General features: G+C 71.4%; 13 protein-coding genes. 7 read left to right on the top strand and 6 right to left on the bottom strand.

Going from position 1 to position 16482, the window contains the following annotated elements:
- Nucleotide 1 precedes the first annotated feature (1 nt).
- Nucleotides 2-859, top strand: coding sequence for a LysR family transcriptional regulator (locus tag EP757_RS35370; RefSeq protein ID WP_127552727.1), 858 nt, complete (start codon nt 2-4; stop codon nt 857-859).
- Nucleotides 860-2077: 1218 nt separating this feature from the next.
- Entirely contained in the window at nt 2078-3037 is a 960-nt protein-coding gene (locus EP757_RS35375; protein ID WP_127552728.1) for a GNAT family N-acetyltransferase, read from the top strand.
- Here EP757_RS35375 and EP757_RS35380 read toward each other — a convergent pair.
- From EP757_RS35380 to EP757_RS35395, 4 genes are read right to left on the bottom strand one after another with little or no spacing between them, the layout of a single operon-like run.
- Nucleotides 3034-3489 carry an Lrp/AsnC family transcriptional regulator gene (locus EP757_RS35380; RefSeq protein ID WP_127552729.1) on the bottom strand — a complete coding sequence of 152 codons (456 nt, stop codon included), beginning with the start codon at nt 3487-3489 and terminating at the stop codon, nt 3034-3036. The genes EP757_RS35375 and EP757_RS35380 overlap by 4 nt on opposite strands.
- Before the next feature lie 24 nt (nt 3490-3513).
- Nucleotides 3514-4656: an acyl-CoA dehydrogenase family protein gene (locus tag EP757_RS35385; protein WP_127552730.1), complete on the bottom strand. Its 1143-nt coding sequence runs from the start codon at nt 4654-4656 to the stop codon at nt 3514-3516.
- Nucleotides 4657-4677: 21 nt separating this feature from the next.
- On the bottom strand, nt 4678-5337 hold the full coding sequence (locus tag EP757_RS35390; protein ID WP_127552731.1) for a response regulator transcription factor: 660 nt from the start codon (nt 5335-5337) through the stop codon (nt 4678-4680).
- A complete protein-coding gene (locus tag EP757_RS35395) occupies nt 5330-6124 on the bottom strand; it encodes a sensor histidine kinase (RefSeq protein ID WP_127552732.1) in 795 nt (264 codons plus the stop codon). The genes EP757_RS35390 and EP757_RS35395 overlap by 8 nt, the downstream gene beginning before the upstream one ends.
- A 140-nt stretch (nt 6125-6264) precedes the next feature.
- Here EP757_RS35395 and EP757_RS35400 point away from each other — a divergent pair, with 140 nt between their 5' ends.
- From EP757_RS35400 to EP757_RS35420, 5 genes are all read left to right on the top strand, one after another.
- On the top strand, nt 6265-6957 hold the full coding sequence (locus EP757_RS35400) for an ABC transporter ATP-binding protein (protein ID WP_127552733.1): 693 nt from the start codon (nt 6265-6267) through the stop codon (nt 6955-6957).
- Nucleotides 6954-9275, top strand: coding sequence for an FtsX-like permease family protein (locus EP757_RS35405; protein WP_127552734.1), 2322 nt, complete (start codon nt 6954-6956; stop codon nt 9273-9275). Before EP757_RS35400 ends, EP757_RS35405 begins: the two co-directional genes overlap by 4 nt.
- A 10-nt stretch (nt 9276-9285) precedes the next feature.
- Nucleotides 9286-10194 (top strand): 5'-3' exonuclease, encoded by a 909-nt coding sequence (locus tag EP757_RS35410; protein WP_127552735.1) that lies wholly within the window; start codon nt 9286-9288, stop codon nt 10192-10194.
- Nucleotides 10195-10265: 71 nt separating this feature from the next.
- The gene (locus EP757_RS35415) at nt 10266-13307 is read left to right on the top strand and encodes a bifunctional diguanylate cyclase/phosphodiesterase (protein WP_174262473.1); all 3042 of its coding nucleotides are present in this window, start codon (nt 10266-10268) and stop codon (nt 13305-13307) included.
- Between the two features lie 117 nt (nt 13308-13424).
- Nucleotides 13425-14087 (top strand): GNAT family N-acetyltransferase, encoded by a 663-nt coding sequence (locus tag EP757_RS35420; RefSeq protein ID WP_127552736.1) that lies wholly within the window; start codon nt 13425-13427, stop codon nt 14085-14087.
- Between the two features lie 12 nt (nt 14088-14099).
- On the opposite strand, the gene EP757_RS35425 is transcribed toward EP757_RS35420, so the two are convergent.
- Together EP757_RS35425 and EP757_RS35430 are read right to left on the bottom strand one after the other, a co-directional pair.
- Nucleotides 14100-14513, bottom strand: coding sequence for a VOC family protein (locus tag EP757_RS35425; protein WP_127552737.1), 414 nt, complete (start codon nt 14511-14513; stop codon nt 14100-14102).
- A 748-nt stretch (nt 14514-15261) separates the two neighbouring features.
- A complete protein-coding gene (locus tag EP757_RS35430; RefSeq protein ID WP_127552738.1) occupies nt 15262-16440 on the bottom strand; it encodes an acyl-CoA dehydrogenase family protein in 1179 nt (392 codons plus the stop codon).
- Nucleotides 16441-16482 lie beyond the last annotated feature (42 nt).

Consider the following 16482-nt stretch of genomic DNA (forward strand, 5'->3'; position numbering starts at 1 on the left):
TATGACCGTCGAGCTGCGGCATCTCCGGGCATTCCTGGCGATCTCCGCCACCGGCGCCATCACCCGGGCGGCGGCGGAGCTGCACGTCACCCAGCCGGCACTCTCCCGCACCCTGCGCCAGCTCGAAGAACACCTCGGCGTACGGCTCGTCGACCGTTCCACCCACCACCTGTCGCTGACCCCGGCCGGGCAGGCCTTCGAGTCCCGGGCGGCAGCCGCCGTCGCCGCCGTCGACGACGTCCTCGACCCGTCCCGGGCCGGAACCTGGCCGCTGCGGCTCGGCCATGCCTGGTCGGCGCTCGGCGTCCACACCACCACGCTGCTGCGCCGCTGGAAACAGGAACACCCGCGCACCCCGCTCGAACTGCTGCGCGTCGACGAACGCGACGCCGGCCTGGCGCGCGGGGCCGTCGACATCGCCATCGTCCGTGGCCCGGCCGACCTGTCCGGCGTCCGATCGGTGCCGCTCCTGGTCGAGCAGCGGGTGGCGGCCGTGCCCACCGACAGTCCCCTGGCTTCGCAGGCGCAGCTCACCCTCGCCGACCTCGCCTCGTCCCCGATCGCGGTGAACCGGATCGCCGGCATCACCACACCCGATCTGTGGCCGGCCTCGTCGACGCCCGCCAACACCGTGATCGTCACCAACACCGACGACTGGCTCGCCACCATCATCGCCGGCCGGGCCATCGGCCTGACCGTCACCGCGACGTCGGTGATGTACAGCCATCCGGCCGTCACCTACGTCCCCGTCCTGGACGCGCCCGAGGTGATCGTCCATCTGGCCTGGCAGCAGCCGCCGACCCATCCGGCCGTCCCCGAGCTGGTGGCCTTGGCCCAGTCGATAACCGCCCTCCCCTGACGGGCCGGCTCATCCCCCAGTCGCCGCTTGGGGCGTCTGCGGACAGACCTGCTCTCCCCACGGGCCGGCTCTGCGAACGCGCCAACTCCCCGTGTACGCCGACCTTGGTAGCCACATGGCCCGGTAGTGCCCAGGCTTCCCCGCGGTCTTCCAAGATCGCGCTGGGGGCCGCGGACGCTACCGACAGGCTCCGGCTGTGACTCATCGCCCTGAACGCGGCCCCCGCACAGCAATGAGCCACAGCCGCTGTCCCGCTGAGCGACCTTGGAATCGGGGCAGCCGGTCCTGTCCGTTTAATGAGCCACAGCCGCTGTCCCGCTGAGCGACCTTGGAATCGGGTAGCCGGGCCTGTCCGTTATCGCGACAATCCCGGGCAGCCCGCAGATCTTGGACAATCCTCTGCGCGCGGCTACGGACGGCAAATCGGATCTTGGAGGATTGCGGCTTTGTGGAATGTGGTGGGTGCTCTGGGCCCCACGATCTTCCACCAATCGGCCCGGGAGCGGGCCGATCCAGGGCTGTCTTGAAAGTCCAGGCCCGTGCACCACAGCAGCACCGCGGACGGATCGCCGGGTGGGGCTTCGGGGAACAGGCCGCGCGAGCACTCCCGCGCTCGAATCGGGCGCCGCGGGACGCCGAGGTCGGCAGTTATGTCATACGTATGGACCATCATCTCGGTGACGCCGAGGGCGGCGAAGCCGGACGGGTCGGTCGGACTCCAGTGCTAGGCCCGGGCGGACGGTGGCGCGGCGCGCAGGGCGAGGGACCGCACGCGGAGATCGCTGTCAGGGTCGTGGACTGCGGGGATGAGGCGCGGACCACCAGGTCGCCCGGCGGATGCGAGTCGGAGGGGACGGCGGTGAGCTGCCCGGCGTACGCGAAAGGGTCGTGCGCCGCCGTCGCCGAGCAGATCGTGCGCCGGAACCGACCACGAGGCCCAGGCGAGCGGCCTCAGGGCCTCGAGCAGCGTGCCGGCCGGCCGATCGACATGATCAGCATTCATGCCGCCGATATCACCACCCGCAGGGCGTCCTAGGAGGATAGGACCAAATACCCGCTTGCGCGAAGCACCGACCAGCCCGTAGAAATACAAGTCGATCAACAAGGAAGGAGGTCGACCGATGCACGACGACACCGCGCTCGCGACCTCCCGGAACCGTCGGACCGCCTGACTTTCCGGAGCAGGACCGGGCGCTTCCTCTCCACAAAGGAAACGCCTTGAACATCCGCACTCTCATCGACGGCAGTGACAGCGAGATCGCCCTGTTCAACTCGCTGCCCTACCAGCTCAACGACCAGATCGCCGGCGACTTCGCCGCAGGCCGCCGCCGCGCCGAGTGGCTGTGGATCGCACTGCGCGACGATCGCGTGGTGGCCCGCGCCGGCTGGTGGTCGCGTCCCGGCGACGAGCGGCCGCTGCTCATGGACATCTTCGACATCGAGGACGACGAAGCCGGAATCCAGCTGCTGGAGGCCGCACTCTCCAAGATCGCGCAGACACCCGCGCACACGACCGCGCAGACACCCGCGCAGACACCCGCGCAGACACCCGCGCAGACACCCCCGGAACACCTCCGCTACCTGCCGCCGAACTGGCGCGACGACCCGGCGATCCGGCGGGCACAGGAACGACGCATGGCAGCGCTGGAACACACCGGCGCGAAACTCTTCGTGGAGCGCCTGCGCCTCGAATGGCGTCCCGGCACCCCGATCCCGAGCACCCGTCTGACATTCCGCCCGAGGCATGACGACGAGGAGCTGATCGGCCTGATGACGCGGGTGCTGGACGGTTCCCTCGACGCGTACAGCCGGGACGAGCTGACGCGGATGAGCGCCCGGGAGGCCGCCGAGGAGCAATTCAAGGACGAGCTTTCCCGGTACGCGAGCCCGCACGACTGGTGGCGGGTGGCCACCACGGACGACGGCGAGCCGGTCGGGTTCGTGATCCCGGCACACAACGGCTACAACCCGATCATCGCCTATCTCGGAGTGCTGCCGGAGTTCCGCGGTCGCGGCTACATCCACGACGTGCTGGCCGAGGGCACCCGCATCCTCGCCGAGCAGGACGTGCCGCGGATCCGGGCGTCGACCGACGTCGGCAACGCGCCGATGGCCGCGGCGTTCGCCCGGGCCGGCTATGTCACGTTCGAGAACCAGATCGACATGACCTGGAGCTAGGAGTCCTCCAGGACCATCCGGGGCGGCCGTCCCTCGTACGGCGTGGACAGCACGACGGTGGTCCGCGTCGTCACGCTGGCGGCCGTCCGGATGTCCTGCAGCAGCCGTTCCAGGTCGGCGGGTGACTTCACGCGCACGAGCAGCATGTAGAAGTCCTCGCCGGCCACCGAGTAGCAGGACTCGATCTCGGTGAGGTGGGCGAGCCGCTCCGGCGCGTCGTCCGGCTGGGACGGGTCGAAGGGGCGGATCGCCACGAACGCCGTCAGCGGCAGGTCCAGTGCCTCGTACGAGACGCGCGCGGTGTAACCCGCGATCACGCCGCGCTGTTCGAGGCGCCGGACCCGCTGATGCACGGCGGAGACGCTGAGGCCCACTCGTTCGGCCAGGTCGGTGTACGACAGCCGGCCGTCCACGGTGAGCGCCGACACGATCGCCTGGTCGATCTCTTCCACACCGGCAACCCTACGGGAGGGTGGTCACCCCAGAAGAGAGCGGGCGATCACCATGCGCTGGATCTGGTTGGTCCCCTCGACGATCTGCAGCACCTTCGCCTCCCGGAACCAGCGTTCGGCCGGGTGGTCGCTGACGAATCCGGCGCCGCCGAGCACCTGCACGGCGTCGGTGGTCACCTTCATGGCGACGTCGGTGGCGAAGAGTTTCGCCTTCGCCGCCTCGATCGAGAAGGGGCGGCCGGCGTCCTTGAGCCGGGCCGCGGTGATCAGCAGCGCGCGGGCGGCCGAGATCTGGGTGCCCATGTCGGCCAGCATGAACCCGAGTCCCTGGAACCGGCCGATGGGCTGGCCGAACTGCTCGCGCTCCCGGGCGTACGAGGCCGCGTAGTCGAGCGCGGCCTGCGCGAGCCCGACCGCGCAGGCGGCGATGCCGAGACGCCCGGCGTCGAGTGCCTTCATGGCGATGGCGAAGCCTTCGCCCTCCGCGCCGACCAGGCGGTCGCGCGGCACCCGGGCCGCGTCGAGGACGACCTGGGCGGGCGCCGACGAACGCAGGCCCATGAGCCGTTCGCGCTGCTGGGGCGAGAGGCCCGGGGTGCCTGCGTCGGCGAGCAGGCAGGAGATGCCCTTGGGGCCGGGGCCGCCGGTGCGGCAGAACAGGTTGTAGAAGTCGGCGAACCCGCTGTGCGTGATCCACGCCTTCGTCCCGGTGACCTCCCAGTCGCCGGATGACGACAGGACGGCCTTGGTGGTCAGCGCCGCGGCGTCCGAACCACCCTGCGGCTCGGAGAGGGCGAACGCGCCGAGAAGCTCGCCGCCGAGCATGTCCGGCAGCATCTTCCGCTGCTCGGGCGTGCCGAAGTAGGCGACCGGCAGGCAGGAGAGTGTGTGCACGCTGACCGCCTCGGCGATCGACAGCCAGGTGGTCGCGAGGGTCTCCAGGACCTGCACGTAGACCTCGTAGGGCTGACCGGCGCCACCGGCCTCCTCCGGGTAGGGCAGGCCGAGCAGTCCCGACCGGCCGAGGGTCCGCAGCACCTCCCGGGGGAACTCGCCGCGCGCCTCGAAGTCGTCGACCTTGCCGGCCAGCTCACGGGTGGCGAGCTCGCGGGTGAGGTCGAGAAGGTCGTGTGCCTCTGGGGTGGGAAGCAGCCGATCCACAGTCATGGGTGTCAGCTTAACGAACGTTCAGCCCCGGTTGGGAGTCACCAAGCCGGTCTCGTACGCGAGGACCACCGCCTGTGCCCGGTCCCGCAACTCCAGTTTGGCGAAGATCCGGGCCACATGTGTCTTGACCGTCGCTTCGCTCAGGTGGAAAGACCCGGCGATCTCGGTGTTGGACAGCCCCCGGCCGAGCATGGTGAGCACCTCCCGCTCCCGCGGGGTGAGCGTGCCGAGCTCGCGGTGCAGCGCCGGTTCGGCGGCGCCGGACGCGTACCGCTCGACGAGGCGGCGGGTGATCGACGGCGCGAGCAGCGCGTCCCCGGTCCCGACCAGCCGCACCGCCGCGGCCAGGTGATCGGCCGTCACGTCCTTCAGCAGGAACCCGCTGGCCCCGGCCGCGAGCGCCGCGTAGACGTACTTGTCCAGGTCGAACGTGGTCAGGATGAGCACGCGCGGCTGCGGATCGCGGGCCAGGATCTGCCGGGTCGCCTCCAGCCCGTCCATGCCCGGCATCCGGATGTCCATGAGCACGACGTCGGGCCGCAGCCGCCGGCACGCGTCGACCGCCTCGTGGCCGTCGGACGCCTCCCCCGCCACCGCGATGCCGCGCGCGGTGAGGATCAGCTTGAACCCGGTACGGATGAGCTCCTGATCGTCGACGATCAGCACTGTCGGCTCAGCCATGGGGGATCCTCGCCCGCACCCGGTATCCGCCGCCGAGCCGCCGCCGGGCGTCCAGGTCGCCGCCGTAGACGGCCACCCGCTCGCGGAGACCGATCAGGCCCCGGCCGGCTCCCTCGGAGGGCAGCGCGGGCCCGGAGCCGGTCAGCACGCTCGGGCCGCTGGTCAGCACCTCCACCCGCAGGGCGCGGGGCGCGTACCTGATGGTCACCTCCGCCTTGCCGCCACTGCCGTGCTTGAGCGCGTTCGTCAGCGCCTCCTGCACGATCCGGTATGCCGTCGCCGAGACGCCCGAGGGCAGCGGCCGCACGTCGCCGGAGACGCGCACCTCGACGGGCAGGCCGGCGAAGGCGATCCGGTCGACGAGCGCGCTCAGCCCGTCGAGCGTGGGCTGCGGGCCGAGGTCGCCGTCCGCGGCGCCGGCCGGGTTGAGCAGGCCGAGCAGGTGCCGCAGCTCGGTCATGGTGTCCCGGCCGGCCCGCTCGACCGCTTCCAGGGCGGCCAGGGCCTCGTCCGGCATGGTCCGCAGCACCTCGCGCGCGGCGGCCGTCTGCACGACCATGACGCTGACGTTGTGGCTCACGATGTCGTGCAGCTCGCCGGCGATCCGGGTCCGCTCGGCGTCGACGGCGGCCCGCGCGGCGCTCTCCCGCTCGCGTTCGAGCAGCCAGCCCCGCTCCCCCACGGCCTGGTCGTACCGCCGCCGGGCCCGGCGCAGCGCCACCGCGAGGGCCACGGCGGCCACGACGGCCACCACCAGCCCCAGGATCACCATGCGGCCCATCACCATGCGGCCCAGCCTGTCAGACGCTCGCTCGCCGCCGCATCATCCCGGGCGCCGAGGCGCCTACATCCCCGGGATGACGCCGCCGGCTGATTGCATCCTCCGGGCGACGATTCATCGGTACGGATGTCCGTACCGTCCTCGGCATGACAGAACAGACCCCAGTGGTACGCCTCGGTGGCGTCCGCAAGGAGTACGGCGACACGGTGGCGCTGGACGGCGTGTCACTGGAGATCCGCACGGGTGAGGCGGTCGCCGTGATGGGACCGTCCGGATGCGGCAAGTCCACCCTGCTCAACATGATCGCCGGGCTGGACCGGCCGACCGCCGGCGAGGTCACCGTGCACGGTGAACGGCTGGACACGATGAACGAGACGAAGCTGTCGCTGTTCCGCCGCCACCACCTCGGCATGATCTTCCAGTTCTTCAACCTGCTCGACGACCTGTCCGCGCTGGACAACGTCGCCCTGGCCGCCCAGCTCACCGGCAGCTCGGCGGGCACGGCCCGGCGGCGGGCCCTGGAGCTCTTCGACGAGCTCGGCATCGCCGACCGGCGCGACGTCTACCCGGCCGCGCTCAGCGGCGGCGAGCGGCAGCGGGTCGCGGTGGCCCGCGCGCTGATGAACCGGCCCGCCCTGCTGCTCGCCGACGAGCCGACCGGCGCGCTGGACAGCAAGGCCGGCGAGCAGGTGATGGACCTGCTGCTCGACCTGAACCAGATCGGCCAGACCCTGCTCATCGTCACGCACGACGAGCGGCTGGCCCACCGGTGCGCGAACCGGCTCATCGAGCTGGCCGACGGCCGGATCGCCCGCGAGTCCGCCCTGGACAGAGTATGACCGCCGTGTGGACGGCCGCCCGTGCCGCGGTGCGGCGGCGCAGGATGCAGACGTTCGTCATCTTCCTGGTCGTGCTGGCCTGCACCACCAGCGCCCTGGTCTCCCTGGCCCTGCTGGACGCGGCCGGTTCGCCGTTCCAGCGGGCCTTCGACGGGCAGCGGGGCGCGCACGCCGTCGTCACCTACGACCCGGCCCGGGTCGGCGACGCGCAGCTGGCCGCCGCCAGCACCGGGGTGGAGGCCGCCGCCGGGCCGTTCGGCCAGGTCGTCGTCGAGCCGCGCAACGACGTCGGCCCGGTCTTCGGGCAGCCGCTCACCGTGGTCGGGCGCGCCGACCCGGCCGGCCCGGTCGACCGGGTCGACCTGTGGCACGGCCGGTGGCCGTCGGCGCCCGGCGAGATCGTGCTCAACGGGCCGCCGGTGACCGAGGAGGACTTCCGGATCGGCCCGTACGCCGACCTCACCGAGCTGGTCACGCCGCAGGCCACCCTCACGATCGTCGGCTACGCGTTCACCGTCAGCGGCTCGGCCGACGGATGGGTGACACCGGCGCAGGTGACGGCGATGCGCCCGACCGGCACGCAGATGCTCTACCGCTTCACCGGCGACGTCTCCACCCGCGAGGCGCTGGCCGAGCGGCTGTCCGGGGTGACCACGGGGCTCCCCGGCGACGCCCTGCTCGCCAGCCAGCCGTACCTGGTGATGAAGGAGGAGGCAGCCGCCGGGCCCGGCGTGTACCTGCCGTTCCTCGGGACTTTCGGCGTACTCGGCCTGCTCGTCGCGGTGATCATCGTGGGCAATGTGGTGAGCGGCGCGGTGATCTCCGGGTTCCGGCACATCGGCGTGCTCAAGTCGCTCGGTTTCACGCCGCGCCAGGTCGTCGCCGTCTACCTGACCATGGTGTCGGTGCCGGCCGTGATCGGAGCGGTGCTCGGCACGGCGCTGGGCGTCGCGGCGGTACGGCCGATGCTGACCGACACGTTCCGGGGGCTCGGCTTCGGGCAGGAGGCGGAGATCCGCCCGTGGGTCATCGTGACCGCGCTGGCCGGGGTGCCGCTGATCGTCCTGATCGCCGCGCTGCTGCCGGCCCGGCGGGCCCACCGCCTCTCCGCCGCCGAGGCGATCAGCGCCGGCAGCGCGCCGCGGCGCGGCCGGGGACTGCGCGTGCAGCGGGCGCTCAGCGGATCCCGGCTGCCCCGGCCGATCAGTCTCGGACTCGGGCTTCCCTTCGCCCGGCCCGGCCGGACCGCCCTCACCATGGCGTCGCTGCTGCTCGGCGTGGTGAGCGTGACGTTCGCGATCGGCCTGAACGACTCGGTCGTCCGGATCACCGAGGTCGGCAGTCTCGCCTCCGGGGAGATCGGCGTCCGAGCCTTCAACGGCCGCGAGCACACCCCCAGCACGCAGTCCGCCACCGAGGTCGAGCGGATGCTGCGCGAGCTGCCCGGCACGGCCCGGGTCGGGACGGCGGTGACCCGGGACCTGTCGGTGGCCGGTCAGAGCGAGCCCATGCAGATCAATTTCGTGCGCGGCGACATGGCGGCGATGGGGTACGAGGAACAGCTCTACCCGGGCGGCCACTGGATGACCGCTCCCGATCAACTGGTCGTGCCCACCCATCTGCTCAACGAACGCGGCCTGCGGATCGGCGAGCGGGTCACCGTCGCGCTGGACGGCGCCTGGACCACGTTCACCGTCGTCGGCGAGACGGTCCGCGGCCTGCCCGGCCCGGAGGGCGCGTTCGCGACCTGGCGGGACTTCCCGGACGCCGAACCGAACGCGTACTTCTACCAGGTGCAGACCGTGGCCGGCACCGACCTGAACGCGTACGCCGACGCGGTGACCGCGGCCGACCCCGGCCTGGACGCCTGGGACAACACCGGCGGCGACTCGTTCTCCACGGTGATCACCGCGTTCTCCGGAGTGCTGGCGCTGCTGCTGGCCATCGTGGCCGCGCTCGGGGTGCTCAACACGGTCGCCCTCAACGTCACCGAACGCCGCCGGGACCTGGGCATGCTCAAGTCGATCGGGATGACGCCGCGGCAGGTCGTCGCGATGGTGGTGACGTCGATGGCCGCGCTCGGTGTGGTCGCCGGGGTGCTCGGCATCCCGCTCGGCCTGATCGCCCACCGGTTCGTCGTGCCGCTCTCCGCGGACGCCGCGAAGATCCGTCTCCCGGAGTACGTGATGCAGGTCTGGGATCCGGCGACCCTCGGGCTGCTGCTCCTCAGCGGGGTGGCGATCGCGGTGGCCGGGGCGCTCATCCCGGCGCGCGCCGCGGCGAGGCTGACGATCGCCCGGGTGCTGCACAACGAATAAGGTGTTCGGCGTGACCTCACCGCTGCTGGCCGTCGACGCCCCGAGCCTGTACTTCCGGGCCTTCCACGGCATCCCCGAGAAAGCGGCACAGACGCCGGCCGGTGAGCCGGTCAACGCGATCCGCGGCTTCCTCGACATGCTGGCCCAGCTCATCCGGACCCGCCGGCCGGACCGTCTCGTCTGCGCGCTCGACGCGGACTGGCGGCCGGCCTGGCGGGTCGAGCTGGTCCCGTCGTATAAGAAGCACCGGGTCGCGCACGGCGACGTCGAGGAGGTGCCGGCCTCGCTGGAACGTCAGGTTCCGGTGCTCCTCGAGGTCCTGGCGGCGATCGGCATCCCGGCCTTCGGCGTTTCCGGGTACGAGGCGGACGACGTGCTCGGGACCCTCGCGGCGACCCAGCCCGCCCCGGTCGAGGTGGTCTCCGGTGACCGTGACCTGTTCCAGCTGGTCGACGACGCCCGGGGCACCCGGCTGCTCTACTGCGGCCGCGGCGTCGCCAAGCTGGAGGACGCCGACGAGGCGCTGGTCCTGGCGAAGTACGGCGTCGAGGCCCGGTGGTACGCGGACTTCGCGGCGATGCGGGGCGACCCCAGCGACGGCCTGCCCGGGGTGGCCGGCGTCGGCGAGAAGACCGCGGCCCGGCTCATCGAGCGGTACGGCGGCGTCGAGCAGATCGTCGCCGCGCTCGACGACCCGGGATCCGGTTTCGCCCCGGGAGTCCGGACCAAGCTCGATGCGTCACGGGACTATCTCGCGAAGGCTTTACCGGTCTGCAAGGTTGCTCTGGACGTACCCCTGCCTGATTTTGATCCTGCTCTGCCGAAGGCGCCACAGGACCCGGACGCGCTGCTGGCACTCGCCGAACGGTGGAATCTGGCGGGGTCGGCGCGACGGCTCGTGGACGCGCTGGCCGGCTAAACCCTCAGGTGAGGGGGCCAACTCTCCGATCGTGAGTCAGCAACCCCGCCGCCTCACGATCGGAGTACGCATTGTCGACGCGAGCCGTTCGCGCGTGCTTCGCCGCCTGGGTCGTGGTGCTCACCGGGCTCTACTACGGGTTCCCGGACGCGCACCTCTACACCTGGGCCGCGCTCGGATATTCGTCAGCCGTCGCGGTGCTGGTCGGCGTCCGCCTGCACCGGCCGGCCCGGCGCCTGCCCTGGTACCTGATCAGCGCGGCGCTGGCGTTCTTCACGACCGGTGACACCTGGTACAACCTGGTGCTCGCGGTGGGCCGGGAGCCGGGCTTCCCCGGCCTCGCCGATGTGTTCTACCTGCTGGTCTATCCGCTGATCACGGCCGGGTTGCTGATCTTCATCCGGTCCCGGTCGGGCGGTGGCGACCGCGGGGCGCTGCTGGACGCGCTGGTGCCGACCGTCGGCCTCGGCCTGCTCGCCTGGGTGTACTGGATCGCGCCGTTCACCCGCTCGGCCGAGCTGTCGATGCTGGAGAAGCTCGTCTCGATCGGCTATCCGCTCGGCGACGTCCTGGTCCTCGCCATGATCCTGCGGATGCTGACCGGTTCGGGCCGCAAGCCCGGCGCGGTCACCACGATCGGCATCGCCATGGTCGGCCTGCTGGTCTCCGACGTCTTCTACGGGCAGTCGCAGCTCAACAGCGCCTGGGAACTGGGCGGGCCGGTCGACTTCGGCTGGATCGTCTTCTACTCGCTGATGGGCTACTCGGCCCTGCGGCCGTCGATGCGCCTGCTCACCGAGCCGGCCGGGCAGCACACCGCCGAGACCGGGATGGGCCGGCACCGGCTGTTCTGGCTCAGCGCCGCCGCCCTGATCGCCCCGGCCGTGCTCGCCCTGGAGTACGCGCAGGGTCACGAGATCGAGATCGCCCGCGGCGGCGTCGTCGACGCTCCGGTGATCGCGGCCGCAGCCGCCGTGATGTTCCTGCTGGTGCTGGCCCGCGTCGGTGACCTGGCGGTCGCGCAGCGGCAGGCGAGCAACCGGGAACGGGCACTGCGCGAGGCCGGCACCGTGCTCTTCGCCGCCGCCTCCGAGGAGGATGTGCGCAGCGGGATCCGCCAGGCCATCGCCCGCCTCATGCCCGCCGACCAGCACTATCACCTGCAGCTTGCCCCGCCGCTCCCCGGCCCCGTGACGCCCGGCGTCCGCTGGGTGGCCGCGGCCGACCTGCCCGGCGGTGTCACCAGCGGCGGCTTCGCTCACACCCTGTGCTGCCCCCAGGTGCTGCCCGGTGGCCGGCACGGTCTCATCGTGCTCGGCGCGCCGGACCCGGTGCTGCGCGCGATGCAGGGCTCGCTGGAGACGCTCGGCGCGCAGATCGCCGCCGTCCTGGAACGGATCGCGCTGACCGACGAGGTGAGCCGGCGCGACAGCGAGGCCTACTTCCGCACGCTGATCCAGAGCGCCGCCGACGTCATCATGATCGTCGACGCGGACGGGTCGATCCGCTACGCCAGCCCCTCCGCGGGCAACCTCTTCGCCGTGTCGACGTTCGTCGGCAACCAGTTCGCCGGCCTGATGGCGGCGGACGCGCAACCGGCGCTCCAGCAGATGCTCACGCACGGTTCCGGTGATCAGGAGGGGGTGGCGCTCGCCGCCTACCACGGCTCGCGGCGCGTGGAGATCGAGTGCGATCTGCGCGATCTTCGAGAAGATCCGACCGTACGGGGGCTCGTGGTCACCATGCGGGACGTGACCGAGCGGCGCCGGCTCGAGGACGACCTCACCCACCAGGCGTACCACGACTCGCTGACCGGGCTCGCCAACCGGGTGCTATTCCGCAACCGGCTCGAGCAGGCGTACGCCGCCGCCGGGCGGGACGGCTCTACCCTCGGTGTGCTCTTCATCGACCTCGACGACTTCAAGGAGGTCAACGACACCCTCGGTCACGCGGTCGGCGACCAGTTGCTGATCAGCGTCGCGCAGCGGATCACCGCGGTCGTCGGGGCCGGCAGCACCGCGGCCCGGATGGGCGGCGACGAGTTCGCCGTCCTCGTGTCGCCGAGCCCGGACGCCGGCGCGGCCGAGGACGTCGCCGCCCGCCTGGTCGCCGCGCTCACCGCGCCGATCGAGCTGGCCGACGGCGAAGGTGGCGTGCACCTGGTCAACGGCGCCGCCAGCGTCGGCGTGGCGACGAACACGGACGCCGCGAGCGCCACCGAGATGCTGCGCCACGCCGACCTCGCGCTCTACCTCGCGAAAGGTCTCGGCAAGGGCGGCTGGCAGCGGTACCAGAGCGACCTGCACACCCAGATGGTGCAGCGCCTGGAGATGCGCACCCAGCTCAACGAGGCGATCGAGGGCGAGCAGTTCGTCCTGCAATACCAGCCGATCGCCGAACTCGCCGACCAGCAGATCACCGGTGTCGAGGCGCTGGTCCGCTGGCAGCACCCGGTGCGGGGGCTGCTCGGGCCGTACCACTTCATCGAGGCCGCCGAGGAGAGCGGCGCGATCGTCGGGATCGGCACCTGGGTCCTGCGTGAGGCGCTGCGGCAGTTCGCCGCGTGGAAGGCCGCCGATCCGTCGACGACACTGCGCTACGTGAGCGTCAACGTGTCGCCGCGCCAGTTCCGCAGCCCCGACTTCGCCGACGTGGTCCGGCAGGCTCTGGCCGACGCGGGCGCCCGCCCGGAATGGCTGCTGCTGGAGATCACCGAGAGCCTGGTGCTCCGGGACGCCGACAAGGTGGTCGGGGACCTCAAGGCGCTGCGTGCCCTGGGCGTCCGGGTCGCGATCGACGACTTCGGTACGGGATATTCGTCGCTGAGTTACTTGCGGCAGATGCCGGTGGACGTGCTAAAGCTGGACAAATCGTTCATCGACGACATTCTGCACAGTCGGCAGCAGCACGCCCTGGTGGAGGCGATCGTGACGCTCGCCGGCAACCTCGACCTCGCCGTCGTCGCCGAAGGCATCGAGGACGCCGGGCAGCACGCCGCTCTGGACACCATGGGCTGCCAGTACGGTCAGGGCTACTTGTTCGCCAAGCCGCAGTGGCCGGCCGACATCCCCGCGCTGACCGCCGCGGCACGCACTCTCGCCGCTTCCCTGTAGTTGCCCATTTGTCTGCCGGATCGTTGACAGAACCGGCAGATAAGTGTGCGTTCCCGCGTGGGTGGTAGGCCGGATATCCACTGGCGCGGCGAACCAGTAAGGGGCAGGGTCGCAACTGTGCTGAACAATCCCGTGTGGGCCGCCCTCTCCGGGCCGCAGGCCTGTTTCGCCGAGGCCGCCGGAGACGCCGCCCGTTATTCTCCCGAGATCGCCCCCTTCGGCGCCCTGCGCGACCCGTCCGACCCGGCCGGGTGGCGCGACCTCGCCCAGCTCACCTCGTCGGTGGTGCTCACCGGGCCGTCGATCACCCCGCTGGCCGGCTGGGAGACCACCGAGGTGATGGCCGGCGTCCAGATGGTCGGCCAGAGCATGACCGGCGTCGAGGACCCGGACGCGGTGGTGCTCACCGAGTCCGACGTGCCGGAGATGCTGGACCTGGTGGCCCGCGCGCAGCCCGGTCCGTTCCGCAAGCGGACCATCGACCTCGGCCGTTACCTCGGCATCCGCGACGGCGGCGGCCGGCTCATCGCGATGGCCGGCGAACGCTTCCGGATGCCCGGGTGGACCGAGGTCAGCGCCGTCTGCACCGACCCGGAGTTCCGCGGCCAAGGCCTCGGCGCCCGCCTCACCCTGGCCGTCGCGGCGCGCATCCTGGCACGCGGCGAGCTGCCCTTCCTGCACACGGTGCACGACAACGACACCGCGATCCGCCTCTATTCACGCCTCGGCTTCGAACACCAGAGCGAGGTCGTCTTCGCCTCCTTCCGCTACACGGGCTGACCCCCGCGCTCTTCACGCCGCCACGCAGAACTCGTTGCCCTCGGGGTCGGCCATGACGATGTGATGGCCGTCGACCGTGGTGAGGACCCGGCCGCCGGCTTTCACCAGTTGCTCGGATTTGGCCACGATCCGCTCCCACGCGCCGTCGCCCTTGCCCACCCGGACGTCGATGTGCAGGCGGTTCTTCGCCACCTTGCGCTCGGGAACGTCCAGGAAACACAGCCGCGGCCCGACCCCGGCCGGATCGTGCAGCCAGGCGCCGCCACCCTCGTCGTCGTCCGGCTCGCCGAACGAAGCCGCCCACTCCGCCCGGGTCGTGAACGGCGCGGGAGGTGGCTCGTCCTCATAGCCGAGAGCCAGCTTCCAGAACTCCGCCAGCGACTCGGCGTCCATCGTGTCGAACGTCAGATCCACTCGTAGGGCCATTCCCGCATGCTCCCACCCCCCTACGACAAAACCACGCCGCGGCCTTTCGCACGCGGCGGCTCGCTCGATACCGGCTGTGACCCATCGCCGTCCCGACGGCCGAACAACAGCAACGAACCACAGCCAGTCCGACCCGGCTGTGACTCATCGCTGCCCTGAGTACCGAACGACAGCAATGAGTCACAGCCGGCCGGCACGGATCCGGGCCGGCCCCGGCCGCCATGCGCCCCTCTGGCCGCCATGCGCCCCTGGCGCCCGAAATGCCGCTACGGCAGAGCCAGCCCGGTGCCCGGAATGCCGCTTTGGGGGTACAGCCGGCCCGAACCGGGCTCTGCGGCAGAACTCCCCTGCACCCCCGGAAGGCCGCTCCGGGATACAGCCACCCCGAACCGGGCTCCACGACAGAACTCCCCCTGCGCGCCCGGAAAGCCACTCCCGGGCACAGCCACCCCGAACCCGGCTCCACGACAGAACTCCCCCTTCACCCCCCGCAAAGCCGCTCCGGGATACAGCCGGCCCGAACCGGGCTCTACGGCGGAGCCGCCCCTGCGCCCGAAATGTCCCTCCTGGGGTACAGCCGGGCCGGGAGGCGGATTCGTGGGCGGCCGTGAGGGCGGGACCCTTCGGGAGGGTGACGGACGTCCGGGGCCGGCGGCGGCGTGAGCCGGGCGGGCGGACCGTCAGGTGTCGATGGAGGCGGGACCGGGTGGATTGCTCCTGAGGGCGGCAGACGATTCCGTACCGATGATCAGATTTGCCCGTGATTGGGAGGAAGGACGTCTGACAGGTCATAAGCCGCTAAGTGGGTGTATTTCCAGTCGAGTGGATCGTGGATGCTGTGCGTGCGGGCGTTGCGCCAGTGGCGGTCCAGGTCCCACTTCGACGCGGCGGCGCTCGTCCCGCACATGGCGAAGAGCTCGGAGCCGGCCTCGACGGCCACTTCGCTGGCGAAGGCCTTGGCGGCGGCTACCGTGAGTGAACCCCGGGCGGCCTCGTCGGCGGAGGACGGGACCAAGCCGATCTCGTCGAGAGTGCCGGCTGCCGACGCCAGGAGGGCTTCCGCGGCTCGCACTCGGCTGACCAGGCGGCCATAGCGGTAGCGCACGTTCGGATCCTCGGCGGCACTGCGGTGACCTGCGCGGACGGCCTCGGAGGACGGGCGCGCCGTGGACCGCAGATAGTCACGGGCATCACGCAGGGCGGCACCGGCGATCCCCGCCTCGATGGCGGTGTGCACCAATTGTGCCCGCGCGCCCAGTTGCTGCGGCACCTCGTACGCCGACGCGTAGTCGATCACCAGCGAGACTGGGACGTCACTGAAGGTAGCCGTCCCGCTGATGGTCGCCCTCTGGCCGATCACGTCCCAGTCCGTGTCGACGGTGACGCCCGGGGCCTCGCGCGGCACGAACGCCAGCACCAGCCGGCCGTCGGCGTCGAGCGCGCTGACAGCGATCCAGGCGCTGGTGAGGGCGCCGGTCGTGTAGAACTTGACGCCGTTCAAGCGTGAATCGACGATGCGCGTGCGAAGGTCCTGCGCGTGCTTCCCACCCCGCTCGGCCAGGCCGTTGCCGAGGCGCTTACCAGCGAGAACGTCGCCGAACAGGTGCGCACGCGCATCGGCGGAACCGTGGACGGCCAGGATGTCGATCATCAGGAAGTGGCCCTGCGGGACCTGCGCGACGGCCGGGTCGGCGGTGGCCAGGATGCGGGTGACCTCGGCGAGAGTGCGCGGGCCGAGGCCGGGGCCACCGTCGGCGGCCGGGATCGTGATGCCGAGCAGACCGGAGCCGTCCAGGGCGGCCAGGGCCGCGGACGGGATCACCGTCGCGCCGTCCCGGTCACGCTGGATCGCCCCCGGGGCGAGCTCGGCGGCGAGCCGGTGAGCGGCGGTGACCGCTTCGTCGTGGGTGAGCAGTTGGGTGAGCATCCGGTGATCCTAGGAAAACCTCCTCAAGTAGCCCCTGACCGG

Source organism: Actinoplanes sp. OR16 (genome assembly GCF_004001265.1).
GTDB lineage: Bacteria > Actinomycetota > Actinomycetes > Mycobacteriales > Micromonosporaceae > Actinoplanes.

What these genes read in the sequence shown, in the direction of transcription:
- EP757_RS35370 (WP_127552727.1), top strand. Translation starts at nt 2, where the DNA reads ATGACCGTCGAGCTGCGGCATCTCCGGGCATTCCTGGCGATCTCCGCC.
- EP757_RS35385 (WP_127552730.1), bottom strand. Translation starts at nt 4,656, where the DNA reads ATGACTGTGGATCGGCTGCTTCCCACCCCAGAGGCACACGACCTTCTC.
- EP757_RS35390 (WP_127552731.1), bottom strand. Translation starts at nt 5,337, where the DNA reads ATGGCTGAGCCGACAGTGCTGATCGTCGACGATCAGGAGCTCATCCGT.
- EP757_RS35395 (WP_127552732.1), bottom strand. Translation starts at nt 6,124, where the DNA reads ATGGTGATGGGCCGCATGGTGATCCTGGGGCTGGTGGTGGCCGTCGTG.
- EP757_RS35400 (WP_127552733.1), top strand. Translation starts at nt 6,265, where the DNA reads ATGACAGAACAGACCCCAGTGGTACGCCTCGGTGGCGTCCGCAAGGAG.
- EP757_RS35405 (WP_127552734.1), top strand. Translation starts at nt 6,954, where the DNA reads ATGACCGCCGTGTGGACGGCCGCCCGTGCCGCGGTGCGGCGGCGCAGG.
- EP757_RS35425 (WP_127552737.1), bottom strand. Translation starts at nt 14,513, where the DNA reads ATGGCCCTACGAGTGGATCTGACGTTCGACACGATGGACGCCGAGTCG.
- EP757_RS35430 (WP_127552738.1), bottom strand. Translation starts at nt 16,440, where the DNA reads ATGCTCACCCAACTGCTCACCCACGACGAAGCGGTCACCGCCGCTCAC.